Below are 15966 nucleotides of genomic sequence, written 5' to 3'. Positions count from 1 at the left end.
GTATGACCCTCGCCGCCGCCCTCGCCGCTGCGTCCTGCGCTTCGCTGCCGGCGATGGCGCAGGCCGGCGTGGACGTCGGCGTGGTCGCCGAGCCCGACGCGGAGTCCACACCCGAACCAGCCGCCAGCGCAGACGTTTCCGAGGATGCAGTCGGCGGCGTGCGCTGGACCGGCACCGCCTCCGGCGCCGCGCTGGCCGCCAGCGGCAGCCGCGATCTCGACGACGTCGGCTCGCGCCTCGGCCTGGCGGCGCGGCTGCGCAGCGAATTGCGCGGCGAGGCCTGGCGCGGCCTGATCGAAGCAGTGGGCGGCACTCGCCAGCTCGCTTATGACGACGCGCCGGTCCTGCGCCAGGGCTTCGTCGAATACACCCACGGCCCGCTGCAACTGCGCGCGGGGCGACAGATCGTGGTCTGGGGTCGCGCCGACCGGCTCAACCCGACCGACAACCTGTCGCCGCGCAATATGCGCGCCCTGGTCAGCGACATCGACGAGGATCGCATCGGCACCGATCTGGTCTCGGCCCGCCTGCAGTTGCACGAACGCTGGTCGCTGGCGGCGCTGCACCTACCGAAGTTGCGCGCGAGCATCCTGCCGGCCTCGTTGTGGAAGCCGCTGCCCTCGCTGCATGGCGACCGCGTCCGCGCTCCCGGGTCGACCAATGCGCTGCGCCTGGACTACGCCGGCAACGGCCTCGATGCCTCGCTCAGCGCCGTGCGCGGCTACTCCATCCTGCCCGCCTTCGCCTATGCCGCCGGCCCGCAGCTGGCGCAGGCGGAAGTGCGCGTGCTCGGCGCCGACTTCAGCGCTTCGCTCGGCGAGCGCTGGGGGCTGCGCGGCGAGATCGCCGACACCCGCTTCGAGGGGCCACCGCCGCCGGGCCTCGGCGATCATTTCTATGCCGTGCTCGGCCTCGAGCGCCATTTCGATGGCGGCTGGCTCGGCCTGGCCCAGTACGTGCATCGGCGCGCCGAGCGCGCACACCCGGCCGTCGCCCAACCCGACTTCGTACTGCGCGCCAATCGCGCGGTCTGGTTCCAGAACCACGCCAACAGCGATGCGCTCTACCTGGGCCTGACCCGCGCGCCGCTGGAAGGCGACCTCAGCGGCGACGTCGGCCTGCTGCAGACCACCCACGGCCGCGGCCGGGCCTGGTTCGCCAATCTCGAATACCGCCTCGACGATCGCTGGAGCCTACTCGCGCGCTGGCAGCACTTCACCGGCCCGGCCAACTCGGACCTCGGCGCCTTGCGCAAGGACCGGCTGATGCTGCTGGAACTGCGCCGCACCTGGGGTTGGCAACGGTGATCTGGCTCGACGGCCAACTGGTGGACGCCGAACACGCCAAGGTCTCGGTGTTCGACCGCGGCTTTCTCTATGGCGACGGCCTGTTCGAGACCTTGCCGGTCTACGACGGCATGCCCTTCCTGCTCGACGAACATCTGCGCCGCTTGCAGGACGGCGCGCGCGCCTTGCGCTACGTCGACCCACCGTCCGAACAGCACTGGCGCGCGGCCGCGGCCGCGGTGATCGGCGCCTGCAAGGAGCCGTCCTCGACCCTGCGTCTGTGGATGAGCCGCGGCCGCAGCGCCGGCCTGTCCTGCAGCGGCGCGCATCGGCCGACCTGGGTCGCCGCCTGTCTGCCGGCGCGTCACTACGAGCCGCACATCCACGAGCAGGGCACGACCCTGTTCGCCAGCCAGTGCGTCCACCCGCTGCCCGACCAGTCGCCGACCGCGCACAAGCATGCCAACTACCTCGGCTCGATCCTGGCCTTCGACGAGGCGCAGACCCACGCCGCCGACGAAGCGCTGCTGTGCAACGCGCGCGGCCAGGTCTGCGAAGGCGCCTACAGCAACTTGTTCTTCGTGCTCGACGGCGAGCTGATCACCCCGCCCTTGAGCGAAGGCCCGCTCGCCGGCATCGCCCGCGCCTGCGTGCTGTCGCTGGCCGCGGCGCTGGGCCTGCGCCACGCCGAACGTCCGCTGGCCTATGCGCGGCTCGGCGAAGCCGAAGAGGCCTTCATGACCAATTCCCTGATCGGCCTGGCGCCGATCCGCCGCGTCGTCGACGCGCGCGGCACCGTGGCCGAATGGGTCCCGGGCCCGATCACGCGCCGCCTCGGCGCGGCCTATGCCGACCTAGTCCGCAAACGCACCGGTGCGGCCTGGCCGCCCGTCCACCGTCCTTCCCACACAACGCAACGATCCTAAAGGAACGCCATGCACGTCATCGAAGACATCCATGCCCGCCCGGACGCGCCGCCCGCGCTGTGGGGCGACCTGTTTCCGCCGGGGCTGCTGATGGAACTGGAACGCCATCCGTTCCTGCGCCGGTGCGGCGAAGGCGAGCGCGCGCTGGAGATGCTGCGCGCCTTCCTGGTCCAGCACAGCTATTACTCGGAAAACTTCACTCGCTATCTATGCGCGCTGATGTCGCGCATGCCGAGCAACGAGGACGTGCGCGCGCTGGCGATGAACCTGGTCGAGGAAACCGGCCTCGACCGTCCCCATGCGGTCACCCACGCCGAGCTGTACCGCCGCTGCCTGGCCGAGATCGGCGTGCAGCCGCGCAGTGCGCCGATCCTGGCCGAAACCTCGGCGCTGATCGAAAGCATGTTCCACTACTGCCGCTCGCCCGACCCGCTCGACGGCCTGGCGGCCCTGTGCCTGGGCGCCGAAGCGATCGTGCCGACCTTGTACGGCGGCATCCTCGACGGCCTGCGCGCGGCCGGCTACAGCAACGAGCAACTGCACTTCTTCGTCCTGCACGTCAGCGAAGACGAAGACCACGCCCTGGTCATGCGCGACATCATCAACCGCCTGCTGCAAGACCACCCGCACCGCCGGGCCAAGGTCGTCGCCGTCGGCGAAGACATGATCCGCCTGCGCATGAGCCTGCTCGACGCGGTGCTGGCGCGGCATCCGGCGGTTAATGGTTGAGGGGCGAACGGGGAGATGCCCGCACGCCTCCCCTGCTCGCTGGCGACTCGACGGCGAACCAGTCCGCTTCGGCTACCGACAACGCGACGGTCGCCGCCCGGAAAGTAGAGGAGCCGCGAACCTGATCGCCGCGAGGGCGGAACACGCTGTCGCTCCACCCCGATACATGCCGCAGCGGAAGCGACCTACTTGCTGGAGCGATGGCCATAACTGAGGACGCGGGTGATCTTCCAGTCGCCGCCCTGCTTGCTCCAGACGATGGTGAAATCGGCCAGGCCGTCGCAGTTGCCGCTGGAAAACTGGCAGAACCGGTGGGAGCCCATTTCGATGGCGCCGAAATCCTTGATCGGATAGACCGTCACCGAACCGGGAATGAGTTCGCGCCGGAATTTTCCGCAGACGTACTTCTCGGTATTCGCGAGCATCTCCTGCCGCGACCACGTCACGCCTCCGGTGTCGTGATAGAACTCGACGTCCTGCGAGAAATACTCGGCGTGCTTGCGAAGCTTATCCGGGGCGCTGCAGTGATTGAAGGCGTCGAATGCGGCCCAGTCCAAGGCCATGATGGTGTCGAGCAAGCGGCTGTCCGCAGGCTGCGCCTCGCTCGAAGCCGCTGGCGCAGACAGCGTCATCGCTGCGGCGACCATGAAGGCGCCGGTCAGTTTTCCGATAATTCTCACGCAGGTCCTCGCAGTGGGTTGACGGCCTAGGCATTCGAGCGGACTGGGCCGTAGCCGCTCCGTCCCGGGAGATCGCTGGCATTCGCGTCGATGACCCGGCCTCCCCCGGCCCGATCGCGCGCGGTCGCGGGCGTTTGCCGGACCAGCCATCCTCGATGCGGTGGAGCATAGGGCCTATCGCCCGGCCCGAATCGGCCGATGCGACGAAACCGGCCCCTCGGCGACGAAAGCCGGGCGGGAAGGGACGAACACGGGATCGCAGGACATCGCCTGGCGGCTTGCCAGGGCACGCCGGGGCATCGCGGCCTCGATGCGACCGCACCGAGGCTCGCCGGGCCGCCCCTACCCCCGCCCTACATCGTCATCGCGTTCTGGGTTCGCTGCTGGGTCTGCTGCTGGCCTTGCTGCTCGCGCTCGTAGGCCAACTGATTCAAGCCCACGGTGCTCTGCTCCAGGCTTTGCTGTTTCGCGCCCTCGACCGGAATCCAAACGTAGTTGGCGTTTCGAGGGTCGCCTTGGATCGCGAACAGCTTGGACTTGTCCTGGTTGTCGGTCGCTACCGCATCGATGCAATCGAGGTTGAAGTTCTTCGCCGCCAGCGTCAGGCTGCCGGCGGCGTTCTTGCGTTCGGACTCGCTCATGCCGCGGCCGACGTCCGTGTTCCCCAGGCAGCCCAGGGCTTGCGCGTAGAGGTCGTGGTCGCGATGCCCCGGGTTGTCCACCCGCATCTCCGGCACTCGATACGCCCGTCCCAAGGCCTGCAATTCGCCGATCGTCTCGGGCGAGAGTTCCTCGTCTTCGTCGTCGCTGGCGATCAGCCCGTCGAACTCTCCCGGCTGCTCGGGCTCTTCCTCGTCGCGGTAGTTGCCTTCCGCATCCATCTCGTATTCGTGCGAGCTGTTGACGCTGCGGCCGACCAGGCGCAGGTTGCTGGTCTCGTTATAGCCGTCCAGGGCGTCGGCCTTGCTGAGCCCGTCGGGCCCGCCGTGCTCTTCCATCTTCTTGGCCAACAGCTCGAACGGCACTTCGTGGTCGATGTCGAGCGCGTCGCGAGTGCACAGTTGGCCGGAGGCCGCGCAATAGAACAACGGCACCGGGATCATCTTGCCGCTGGTCGGGCTTTTCAAGGTCACCGTGTCGACATGGGACTCTTCCAGCTTCGACTCGTACCACTTGCCGAGCACCGCGGCATCGAAACTCAGGCCCTTGCGGCCGTCGTCGGCCGACCACGACTGCTCCATCGTCGTGCGCTTGCGTTTGGCGCCGTCGTTGTCGGGATCGAAACCGGGGCGGTCGGCATCCGCATCGAAGCCGAAGCGCTTCTCGACCCACCCCTTCCACTCCTCCGAATCGGCACCGTGTTCTTCGAGAATTCGGAAGGCGGCTTCGCGCGCGCGATTGACCGGCGCCGGCAGCAAGCGCAGGTTGCTGGTGTCGTTGTAGGCCATGTGCGCATCGGCGTGGCTGGCCACTTCCAACTTATCGAAGTGGTCCTTCCATTGATCGACATGGTCGATGTCCAAGGCATCGGCGCTGTGCCAGGTGTCGGTCTCGGCATGGTGATACAGCAGCAGCGAGCCGGCGTCGGGCACGGTCACACCCTGCGGCGACATGTGCTTCTGCGCCCAGTCGTTGTGCATGTACTCGGAGGTCGCGTCGTAGAAGCCGAGGCTGGAGCGGGTGTCGCTGTCCTTCCAGGTCCGCTCCTGCAAGGTCTCCCCGTGCTTGGTCGGCGACTCGTTTTCCCAATGCACGAGCGTGACCTTTTCGCCGCTGCTCAAGGTCTTTTCTTCTAATCGAAAGCCCATCTCGCCTCTCCTCGTCGGGGGCGCCACAGCGCCCGGGCCGCGAACCGGGCGCATACCCCGGCCACAGCTGAACGACCTCAATTACGCAAAACCGAGCGCAGGCCGGCCAAAGGGCGGCTTCGGCGCGAGCACGTCTGTCTGCAGGTCTCTGGGCACGGGCAGCCCGGCGTTTCTGAATGGGCAGGGGTCGCCGCGTGCGGCTTATGCCTGCAAAGGCTCGTTCAACAATGGGCGCGCAATCCATTGCCCCCTATGAAGAAGAGGGCAAGCGCCCGACGCACGCACGAGATCGACCGCCGCTTCAGCGCGGGGGATTTGCTCGCGCGGCAACGTAGGCCATCGGCATCCATCGCTGTCTCCGTGGCGGCCGTCATTTCGCAGCGTCGACCTTTCGAATGGCACCGTTTCGAGCGCACACCGGCGAGACGAAAACGCGCGCGCGAGAAAGCAATAGCGCGCCGCATTCGCGGCTCACCGCCATCGGTATTTTTAGTCGCTTTCATCGAGCGCATCGACCAGAATCGATGCGAGCGTTTGCGATTTCTAGACCGCTCGTCGCCTGCCGCAAACGCGGATTCCACCGCTTCGCGGCCCGCCGATTCGTCCGATATTTGACCGAACGCAAGTTCGTTCCGCTCAGTCGCTAGCAGTTTCGAATCCCACTGGCGCGACGATGGCCGCGTCGGCGTTGCGGCGGCGTTTCACCTTGACAATCGCCGGCCCGCGGAGGACCCGTCAGCCAACCGTCGTTGCAACCGTCGTCCGGCGCCGATCTCCGATGCATGGAGATCCCGCCCGTCTCCTGCCGCCCGAGCAGCGTCCGATCCCGGTGCGGTAATCGCTTGTTTTCCACACAGCGTGAACGCGGCCCTCGCCGAGGGCCGCCCCTGCCAAGGAGAGTCCCATGGCTTTAGAGATCGCTTCCGGAACCGTGCGCCCCGGCAAGACCTTCGCCCACCAGTTCGCCAACAACATCGCCGCCTACGTGGTGGGCATCCGCTCGTTCAACCTCAGCTACGGCACCGGCACCGACCACTGGATCCGCACCGCCAGCATCAGCCTGTCGCCGAGCGCCAGCGGCCAACAGCTGTCGGTCAACGTCGACGCGACCCTGGTCGACTCCAGCGGCAACAGCATGAACGTCGACGATTCCTATATCGAACTGGTGGCACTGGCCTGGACCGGCACGGCCGATTCGCAACTGTTGTTCACCAACGTCGACGGCGTGCCCAACGGCAGCAGCAGCCAGTCCTATCCGATCCCGGGCACGACCACGCTGATCGACACCGCGGCGCTGGCCGGCTTCGATCTGTCGTACGGCAATTCGGATCACCAGATCCTGCACATCGCCGCGCGCGCCGGCGTATCGACGTCCTCCAGCAGCGTAGCGGTGACCTCCGCCGCCTCGATGTACGACGGCCACGGCAACAACGTGTCGACCGCGACCGTCGACGGCGGCCTGATCGTCAATTGCGATTCTTCGCTGAACATCCAGGCGATCACCTTGCCGAACCTGCAGAACGCCTCCAGCGACACGCGGATTTCATTCGGCGCCAACTACAACAGCTTCCTGTTGCTGCTCACCGGCTTCCAGGTGCAGTTCAATGGCAGCACCGATCACAACGTCCGCTCGTTCGGCGCCGGCCTGATCCTGGGCAATACCGGCCAGGGCTATGCCGAGGTCAACGGCTCGGCCTGGATGCAGGACAACAGCGGCAATCACCAGAACGACGGCGCCAGCTACGCCAGCGGCATCATCATCGGTTACACCAGCACCATCTCGTGAGATCGGCGGCGCGCCACGCGCGCGCCGAGCGGCCGTTCGCGACGACAAGTCGTACGGCCCGCCGCAGGCGCCCTGCTCACTGCAGGGCGTCTGCGGACAGCGCACCGGCAATCGCCTCGCCCGCCACGCACTAACCGAAACCGTCTCGCGCCACGCCGCGAACGCTGGCCGCGCGCACTTTCAGGGAGAACACCATGGCCAGTCCGTCCGGCACCAGCGCACCGAGCATCCGCACCTTCCAGATGGACGCCAGCAGCGTCGGCGTGCTCAAGAACAGCGTCAACCTGTTTCGCGGCGACGTGAACTACACCCAGGACCTGTTCTCGCTGCCGGGGCGCAGCAACAACGACGGCCTGCAGATCCAGCTGACGATGCAGTACCAGAGCAACGTCAATCAGCAGGCGATGACCTGGAACCGCGACCAGCCCACCGGCGTGCTCGGCATGGGCTGGACGCTGCCGCTGGCGCAGATCCGCATGGACGACGGCAACTGCCCCACGCCCGGCCAGCGCAGCTACACCTTGTCGGTGAGCGGCAACGCCAGCGCGATCGTGTTCGACCCGACCGCGCCGCCGTTGTTCTCCATGGACCCGACCTTGGCCTCCCAGCTTCAGGACGGCCAAGCCGTGCCGGCGGCGATCCGCAACGAGTTCGTCTCGCGCGGATTGCCTCTATCCGCCACGGCCGTGGTGGTCGTCGACGGCAGCGCTACCTGGACCTTGCAGGACGATGCGCTGGAGCAGGAGTTCGCACTCAGCCTCGGCGATACGCTGGTCGCCGCCGACGGCGGCGAGGCCTATCAGCTGGCCAGCTACCGATTCTGGAAGGTGCTGTATTACCCGCGTTACGAGCGCTGGTGTGTCACCAACGATTCGGGCCAGCGCATGTCGTTCGGCGGCGGCGTCGCCGCGACCGACGCCGGCTACGCGACCAGCGCCGGCGACAGCATCGAATGGGGCGTGCAGTGGACCGACGCCAACGGTCGTGCGCTGTGGCAGGGCAACAGCAGCCTCGCCCAAGGCCAGCGCCAGTTCGCCCGCGCCTGGCACCTGCAACGCGTCTACAGCATCTTCGGCGAGTCGGTGACCTACGCGTACAACTGTTTCGAGCGCACTGCCGCGGGCTTGCTCGACCAGGTCGAACAGCTCGTGGCCGAGGGCGGCAAGCCCTACACCAAGGCCTGCTACCTGGGCCGCATCAACGACGTGTTCGGCCGCAGCGTGGTGTTCAACTACGGGCAGAAACTGTGGAGCGATGCCACGCCTTCCAGTCCGCGCGAGTACGACGACCCGCACAAGGCCATCCCCAATACCGACCCTAACGGTTTCCAGGACTGCTACGAGACCTTGTATCTGGCGTCCATCGACGTGTTGCAGCCGAGCGGCGCGCCGTTGTTCGCGGTCGAGTTCGAGTACCAGCCCCTGCCCGCCTCGCCGGTGGCCAACGTCGCCGGCGCCTCCGGAGATACCTGCAAGCGCCTGCTCACTTCGATGACGCTCAGCAACGCCGACGGCGACTCCTTGCCGGGCTATCGCTACGGCTACGTGCTCGATGGCGGAACGGACGACAATCTCGGCGCGCTCAACCGCATCGTCTGGCCCAGCGGCGGCAGCGCGACCTACCAGTACACCCAGCAAGCGTTGGCGATCTGCGACCGCACCCTGCCCGCGGGCCCGCCGACGCAGATGCCGAACGGCTCCAACGCGCGGGTTTGGTTCGGCCCCGACTACGCTGTGGTGCTGTGGTGCAACGACGGCCAGGGCAGTCTGTCGATGCAGGTCTACACCTGGAACGGCCAATGGACGGTGTGGCCGCCGGAGGGCAACTCGCCGCTGTTGCTCGACGGCAGCCAGGGCCAGACCGCCTCGAACCTATTGTCGGTGCAGGCGAGCCAGGACTTCATCGCCGTTTCGTATCTGACCAGCACCACCACCAACCTGCATTTGTTCCGCCAGGACATGGCGAGCCCCGGCCGCTGGATCGCCGCTTCGGGCGGCCAGGGCTCGGGCGGCCTCAACTCGCCGACCTGGAGCTGGAACAACAGCAACGGCAGCGTGCAGATCCTGGCCGGCGACTCCTTCGCCTTCGCGGTGCAGTCCAACCCCGCCAAACTGACCTGCGATACGGTGAGGTTCAGCTGGTACTGGCCGGGGCAGAACTGGAACTACCAGCAGCAATCCGGCTTGAGCTACCGCTGGTTCGCCAGCGGCCACGACTACGTCGCCAGCCTGGATATCGGCGCCAACGTCAATCTGGATTGGCTCGACGCCAGCGGCCAGTGGCACTCGGCAACGCCGCTGGCACTCGGCTTCTCCATCGCGAGCACCGATTCGATCGCGCTGGCCGGCGACGCCTCCCTGCTGGCGATCTCGCATCTGCTGGTCGCCGGCACCAACCGCAACAACTACGACCTGTGGCTGGTGCAATGGAACGACCAATACCAGTTCGCCCAGCCGGCCACGAAGTTCTCGTGCACGGATAATTTTTCCGCGCAGCACCCGACCTCGTGGGCGCCGACCAGCGTCGCCAATTCGATGGTATGCGTGGCCGCGAACGTGGCCCGCTTCGACGGCGCCAGCTGGTCGATCGACAGCGCGATGGTGCCGGTGGGTACCACCAACGCCGAACAGCGTTACGGCTACGGCCCCGACTACGTCGTGCAGGTGTTGGTGCAGAGCAATGGCATGCCCTCGGCGCAGGTGCTCGGCTACGACCCCACCGCCGACGCCTTCGGCACGCCCACCAGCGTGAGCGGACTCAGCATTCCGAACAGCCATGCCGCGACCGCCAACTGGGTCGGCGCCGGCAGTCCGGACTATCTGGCGATCGGCACCCAGCTGTTCTTCCGCGGCGTCGCCACCGATTGGGGCGACGCCGTCGCCACCAGCATCGCCGACCTGCAAACCCTGATCGACACCGCGGCGCCGGGCCAGGGCCCGTACGTGCTCAATTCGGCCTCGCTGCTCAACCAGGGGCCGACCTTCATCGCCTGCTCGCTCTACGACCAGGGTGTTCCCGGCGGCACCGCAAGCGCCACCTCGGCCTTCGTGCTGCGCAACGGCGCAGTATTCGGCGGTGCCCAGGTGCTCGGCGAACAGGCGATGTGGACCGCGCAGCAACCGGGCCAGGGCGCCGGCACCTGGCCCGGCGGGCCGATGGCGTTCTTCACCTATCCGGGCAGCGCCGGCAGCCTCGACGCCGCCACCAGCGTCAATCTCAATCGCTATGCCGGCAACGGCATTCTCGGCCCGATCCAGGATTGGCCGGTCGGCAGCATCGCCCTCGACGACGGCCTGTCCGAGTCTTCGACCACGGCCTATGTGTTCGATGCGAGCAGCGCCGCCTGCGACGCCACCGGCAGCATCGTCAAGTACTACCAGTCCACGGTCTATCCCGATGGCAGCGCACAAGACAACGCCAATGGCTCGGTGGTCAGCCGCTATTTGAACGGCAACCAGATCGTCACCGGCGACGATTGGTACGGCATGCTCGATGGCCTGCTCTACAGCGTGACCGCGATCGATGCGAACGGCAGCGAGGTCGGCTCGATCACCAATCAATGGACCGCCTATGTGCAGCGAGCCGGCGACCCGACCGATCCAGGCGTGCCGGTGCGAACGCTGTACGGCGCCTACGTGGTGCAGACCGCGCAGCAGAAACTGGCCGACGGCGTGGCCTCCAGCCGAACCACGTCCTACGTGCCCGCGGGGCTGTCCGCGCCGTATTCCGGCCAACCGGTCAGCGTCCAGTCCACCGTCGTCGACGGCTCCGGCAACAGCGAGGTCGACACCATCGACTACCGCTATGCCTGCGATGCCTATGCGGTCAGCTGCACGCTCAACGATCTGACCTCCAAGATCGAACAACGCACCACTCAGGCGGGCGTCACCACCTCGGTCTCGGCGATGGCGCTGTCGAGCTGGCCGACGCTGTGGGACGAGGTGAGCACGCTCGCCGAAGCCGCCGATTTCGGCTGGACCGCCGGCAGCGATGCGTTTGCGTTCGCCGATTGGACGCCGGGACAGATACCGGCGGGTTGGCAGCCGCTGAGCCTGATCCAGACGCGCGCGGCCGACGGCACGGTGCTGCAGAACGCCGACGGCGCAGGCGTCACCTGCGCTACCACCTATTCCGCCAACGGCAGCGGCCTGCCGATCGCCGCGTTCCGCGGCGCCGTCGCCGGCGAGTGCGCCTGGTGCGGCTTCCAGACCTACGAAAGCACCGATGGCTGGCAGTTGAGCGGCACCCAGCCCGATCCGCAACAAGCCTGGCTCGGCGAACAAAGCTTGTCGCTCGCGGTCGCCGGCAGCGTCTCCACCGCGGTGACGCCGAGTGCAGGCCGAACCGCGTACCGGTTCGCGCTGCGCTATCTGACCGCATCCGGCTACGACGGAGGCAGCGGCGCGATCACCGTCACCGCGGGCGCGACTTCGTCTTCCTTCGATTTGCCCGACACCCAGGGCGAGTGGAGCTATCTCAGCGACATCGTCGCTCTGCCGCAGGGCTGCGACAGCGTCGGCCTGTCCATCGCCAACCCGGGCAACGGCGCGGTGCTGCTCGACGGCGTGCTGCTGATTCCGGTGGGCTGCGATGTCACCGTGCAATCCTGGCAGGCCTCCACGCGATTGTTGCTGGCGAGCATGAACCTCGCCGGCGCCTGCGATTTCATCCGTTATGACCGCTTCGCCCAGACCCTCGGCGCGGTCGGTGCCGACGGCCAATGGCAGGAATTGGACCTGCGTTTCCTGTCGCGCCTGGGCAATGCCGAAGACGTTTTCGACGACGCCAGCCCCAACTGCGAGCTCACCTTGCAGTTCGCCCAGGGCGGCAACACCGAAACCTTCCGCAACGGCAACGATTGGCAGACCCGCTGGGCGCCGAGCGATGCGGCCGACTGGCAGTGCGGCAACGGCACCCTGCTGAAACAGAACGCCACGCCCGCGACCCTGACCTGGCAGGGCGGAAACCCGCCCGACTCGGTCGCATTCTTCATCGAGCTCAAGCCCCTGGCCGCGCCCGCCGGCACCCTGGCGCTGCAATTCGGCGACGGCGAACGCATCGCCTGGAGCACCGCCTCGGGCTGGTCCTGGACGCTCGCCGACGGCAGCGCCGGGCCCGCGCCGCTGGCATCGGCGCCGGGCCTGGGCAGGCAATGGTTGCTGCTGCTCGGCGGCGGCCAAACGCTGTTCTTCGTCGACGGCCAAGTGGTGTTCAGCGCGGCCGCCGCCACCACGCCCGCGCAAGGGTTCGCTTTCGACACCGGCCCCAACGCGCTGCGCATCAGCCAACTCGGGTTCGGCGGCGATCCGCGCACGCTGCTGTCGTACAACGACGGCGCCGCGCGGCTGCGCCAGACCCAGCAGCGCAACGGCGGCGACAGTCTGGTCGCCGCCTCGGTGTACGACGGGCTGGACCGTCTGCTCGCCGGCACCAAGGCAGCGCCGGGCAGCTTCGGCAGCGGCGCGCAGGCGCCGATGCTGACCTATCGCCCCGCCTTCCTGGATGTCGCGGCCTTCCTTGCAGCAACCTCGGACAGTTGGCTCATGCAAGGCGACGTCGCCGATTACTACGCAGGGCAAAGCGACGACGGCGGCATGCGCTCGAACGATCAAGGCTATCCGTACTACGGCTCGCGCTACGAAGCGGCGGCGACCTCGCGCGCGGTCGAAGGCGGCCAGCCGGGATTGCAACTGGCCATCCACGACATCCTCAGCGTGCCCGAATCGCAGCGCCAGACCATACGCACCGCCTACGGCGCCAGCACCGCGACCGATCCGGTAGCGCCGGGCAGCTTCTACGCGACCACCAGCCTCTCGCCCGGCGGATACAGCGCGCGGCAACTGGTGGACACCAGCCAGCGCGCGACCGCGATGGTGCAATCGGGGCAATCGGGCCAACAGGCGGGACAGAGCCTGGCCTTGCCCGGCTATGCCGATGCCGGTGCCGCGGCCACGACGATCTCGCTGCAACTGCCGAACGCATTCACCGCGACGCCGCAATCGGACCCGAGCGCGTATGTGCGCACCACCGTGGTCGACCCGCTCGGACAAGTGGCCAGCTATCAGGATTCCGACACCGGCCAGACCCAGGTGCTCTACAACGGCAAGGGCCAGCTGCGCTTCGTCCAGCCCGCACTCGATTCGGGCCAACAGTACTTGCTGTATCGCCGCTACGACGCGCTCGGCCGCGTGCTCGAAGAAGGCGTGCTCGAAGCGGCGTGGGACCCGGCCGCGTTGAACCCCTACCTCGATGACCCCAACTGGCCCGCCGCGGCCGACGGTGCCGTGCCCGGACGCGTCTATCGTTATGACGGCGATGGCAGCGACCCCAATGCACTCGGGCAGTTGGTCGAAACGACCACCTACAACCCGGATCCCGGCGACGGCCTCGGCGCCTGCACCGTGGTCGAGTCCTGGAGCTACGACGGGCTCGGTCGCGCAATCACCGCGCGTTTGCAGATCGACGGCGCCGCGACACAGGATGCGACGGTAGGCTTCGCCTACAACAACCTCAACGAAGTGGTGCGCATCGACCTGCCCGACGGCGCGCCGCTGCCGGCCATCGTCTACGTCTACGACGACCTCGGCCGCATCGTTTCGATCGGCACACCGCAGGCGCCCGATGCCATCGCCCGCTACACCTGGACCGCCAACGGCCAGTTGCAGACGGCGGTCCGCGGCGCGCTGTCGGAACTGTGGAACTACGATTCGCCCGGCTGCGTGACCTTGCACCAGGCCAGCGTCGGCGGCGCGGTCGCATTCGCGCAATCCTTCAGCTACACCCCCGACCGCCTGGTGCAACAACGCACCACCCAGCTGGCCACCGCGATCGCCACGGGCACGCGCCAGAGCAACTACGTCTACGACGATCAGCAACGCCTGGCGACGGCCACGGTGGTGTCGGGCGATACCGGCAACCTGAGCATCGACAGCATCGATGCGAACGGCAATATCTGGGCCTCCACCGCCGACGGTGTCACGCTGTCGACACCGTGCAGCCCCGGCAACAACCGGTTGGCTACGGCGACTTTCGGCAGCGGCCCCGCTTCGACCTTCGAATACCACGCCGACGGCGCGCCCTCGCAATGGCGCGGCCTGGACATCGGCTACGACCCCTGTTTGTTCTCGACCGCGACCGTCGCCTCGCCGGGCTTCGACACCATCCGTTACGCACGCGGCATGAACAACCACTGCGCGCTGCGGCAGCAAGGCGACACGCGCCGGATCTATTTCTACGGCGCCGGCTCGGCCCCGCTCATGGTCTGGAACGGCGACGCATTGCAAGTCTGCGTCTGGGGGCCGGGCGGGCTGGTCGCGGTGCACGACGGCGCCCTGCGCTATCCGGTCAACGATTATCAGCAAAGCGTCTGGGCGGTATTCGACGACGCCGGCAATGCACAGAACGCGTTCGACTACGCGCCGTTCGGCGCGGTGTTGTCGAGCGCCGGTCCGGGCGACTGGAACCTGTTGTTCGCCGGCAAGCAATACGACTCCGACAGCGGTCTCTACGACTTCGGCGCGCGCCTGTACGACCCGTCGCTGATGCGTTTCCTCGCCCCGGACTCGGCGCGCCAGTTCGCCAGCCCCTATCTGTTCGCCAGCGACAACCCACTCAACTACGTCGACCCGACCGGCAACATCTCGTTGTGGGCCCAAGTCGGCATCGGCGTGGCCATGGTCGCCGTCGCCGTGGGCGGACTGGCGCTCAGCGTGGTGACCGACGGCGCCGCCGCGCCGGAGGCCATCGATGCCGAGATCGACCTGGCCGGCGCAGGTGGCGCCACCGATGTCGCCGCCGGCGCCGGCGCCGATGCCGTCGATGCCTCGGTTCCGCTCAAGACCGCTACCGCGGTGGCCCGCAACGCGCTCAGCGTGGTGATCAATTCCGCTTCCAGCGCCATCTCCGGCGCGGGCATGCAGGGGCTGGAGTACGACGCCCTGCACGGGCGCGACTTCACCGCCAAGGGCTTCTTCTCGGCGATGGGCGTCGGCGCGCTCAGCGGCGCGGTGACCGGCGGATTCAACGGTCTGGCGTCGATGCCGGCGGCGATGGGCGATGCCGCCGCTTGGGGCACGGCCAAGACGATCGCGTTCCGCACCCTGACCCGCGCCGCGACCGGCTTCGTCGGCTCGGCGGTTTCGGAGGTGATCACCGATGCCGTCACCGGCAAGAAGATCACTGCGAGCGACGTGCTGCTGAGCGCGGCCGAGGGCATGGTCGAAGGCGCCGCGGTGAGCATGTACAACGGCTTCACCAGTCTCAGCCCCGCCGACAGCGCGATCACCAGCGAGTCGAGCCGGCTGGTGAAGGCCAGCAACTCCTGGAACAACCTGCTGCAGAGCGCGCAGAAACTCGCCACCACGCAAGAGGCCGTGGTCGGCTACATCGCCGGCGGCTGGCTGTTGGCATCGGGGTACGCGGTGTGGGGTGTCGCCACCGCCACCAAGGGCCGCGGCCAATCGGGCGGCGGCTGATCGGCGGCGACGCATCGGCCGCGCCGAACAGGGACCGGCAATGCTCCCTGTTCGGCGGCAGCCCCCATTGCCGGCGTTCGCCGATACGGCGGCTTCTATCCGCCGCATCGATGCATACCGCGCTCGCGGCCTCGGGCCCGCTTCGCCGAATCGCAGGCCTCGCGGGCGATTCGCGGCACAAACGAGCGTTGTATGACGCACCGATTCGTCGCTCGTCGGCAACGCATCCTGGGGCCATCCCTACTGGGGTACGCCCTAGTTTTGCCAGCCCTCATCA

Annotated in this window: 7 protein-coding genes; 5 read left to right on the top strand and 2 right to left on the bottom strand. The window is 67.6% G+C overall.

Annotation, left to right across the window (positions count from 1 at the left end):
• Nucleotides 1-2 precede the first annotated feature (2 nt).
• Genes GLA29479_RS11770 through GLA29479_RS11760 form a run of 3 tightly spaced genes read left to right on the top strand, consistent with a single transcriptional unit; the run spans nucleotide 3 to nucleotide 2941 of the window.
• On the top strand, nucleotides 3-1307 hold the full coding sequence (locus GLA29479_RS11770; protein ID WP_057971700.1) for a DUF1302 family protein: 1305 nt from the start codon (nucleotides 3-5) through the stop codon (nucleotides 1305-1307).
• Nucleotides 1304-2212 (top strand): aminotransferase class IV, encoded by a 909-nt coding sequence (locus GLA29479_RS11765; RefSeq protein ID WP_057971699.1) that lies wholly within the window; start codon nucleotides 1304-1306, stop codon nucleotides 2210-2212. The genes GLA29479_RS11770 and GLA29479_RS11765 overlap by 4 nt, the downstream gene beginning before the upstream one ends.
• A 9-nt stretch (nucleotides 2213-2221) precedes the next feature.
• Nucleotides 2222-2941 (top strand): iron-containing redox enzyme family protein, encoded by a 720-nt coding sequence (locus GLA29479_RS11760; protein WP_057971698.1) that lies wholly within the window; start codon nucleotides 2222-2224, stop codon nucleotides 2939-2941.
• 185 nt (nucleotides 2942-3126) lie between these two features.
• On the opposite strand, the gene GLA29479_RS11755 is transcribed toward GLA29479_RS11760, so the two are convergent.
• Both GLA29479_RS11755 and GLA29479_RS11750 read right to left on the bottom strand, forming a co-directional pair.
• Complete coding sequence (locus tag GLA29479_RS11755; RefSeq protein WP_237051733.1) at nucleotides 3127-3621, bottom strand: nuclear transport factor 2 family protein; 495 nt, start codon at nucleotides 3619-3621, stop codon at nucleotides 3127-3129.
• A 353-nt stretch (nucleotides 3622-3974) separates the two neighbouring features.
• Nucleotides 3975-5429, bottom strand: coding sequence for an XVIPCD domain-containing protein (locus tag GLA29479_RS11750; RefSeq protein ID WP_144436483.1), 1455 nt, complete (start codon nucleotides 5427-5429; stop codon nucleotides 3975-3977).
• A gap of 904 nt (nucleotides 5430-6333) precedes the next feature.
• Here GLA29479_RS11750 and GLA29479_RS11745 point away from each other — a divergent pair.
• A complete protein-coding gene (locus GLA29479_RS11745; RefSeq protein ID WP_144436482.1) occupies nucleotides 6334-7215 on the top strand; it encodes a hypothetical protein in 882 nt (293 codons plus the stop codon).
• A gap of 194 nt (nucleotides 7216-7409) precedes the next feature.
• Nucleotides 7410-15689 (top strand): RHS repeat domain-containing protein, encoded by an 8280-nt coding sequence (locus GLA29479_RS11740; protein WP_057971695.1) that lies wholly within the window; start codon nucleotides 7410-7412, stop codon nucleotides 15687-15689.
• Nucleotides 15690-15966 lie beyond the last annotated feature (277 nt).

The organism is Lysobacter antibioticus (genome assembly GCF_001442535.1).
GTDB classification, from domain to species: domain Bacteria; phylum Pseudomonadota; class Gammaproteobacteria; order Xanthomonadales; family Xanthomonadaceae; genus Lysobacter; species Lysobacter antibioticus.
Note: the sequence above shows the minus strand (reverse complement) of the source record. Positions and strands in the feature narration are given on the sequence as shown.

Coding starts and splice junctions, on each gene's coding strand:
- GLA29479_RS11770 (WP_057971700.1), top strand. CDS start 3: ATGACCCTCGCCGCCGCCCTCGCCGCTGCGTCCTGCGCTTCGCTGCCG.
- GLA29479_RS11760 (WP_057971698.1), top strand. CDS start 2,222: ATGCACGTCATCGAAGACATCCATGCCCGCCCGGACGCGCCGCCCGCG.
- GLA29479_RS11750 (WP_144436483.1), bottom strand. CDS start 5,429: ATGGGCTTTCGATTAGAAGAAAAGACCTTGAGCAGCGGCGAAAAGGTC.
- GLA29479_RS11745 (WP_144436482.1), top strand. CDS start 6,334: ATGGCTTTAGAGATCGCTTCCGGAACCGTGCGCCCCGGCAAGACCTTC.
- GLA29479_RS11740 (WP_057971695.1), top strand. CDS start 7,410: ATGGCCAGTCCGTCCGGCACCAGCGCACCGAGCATCCGCACCTTCCAG.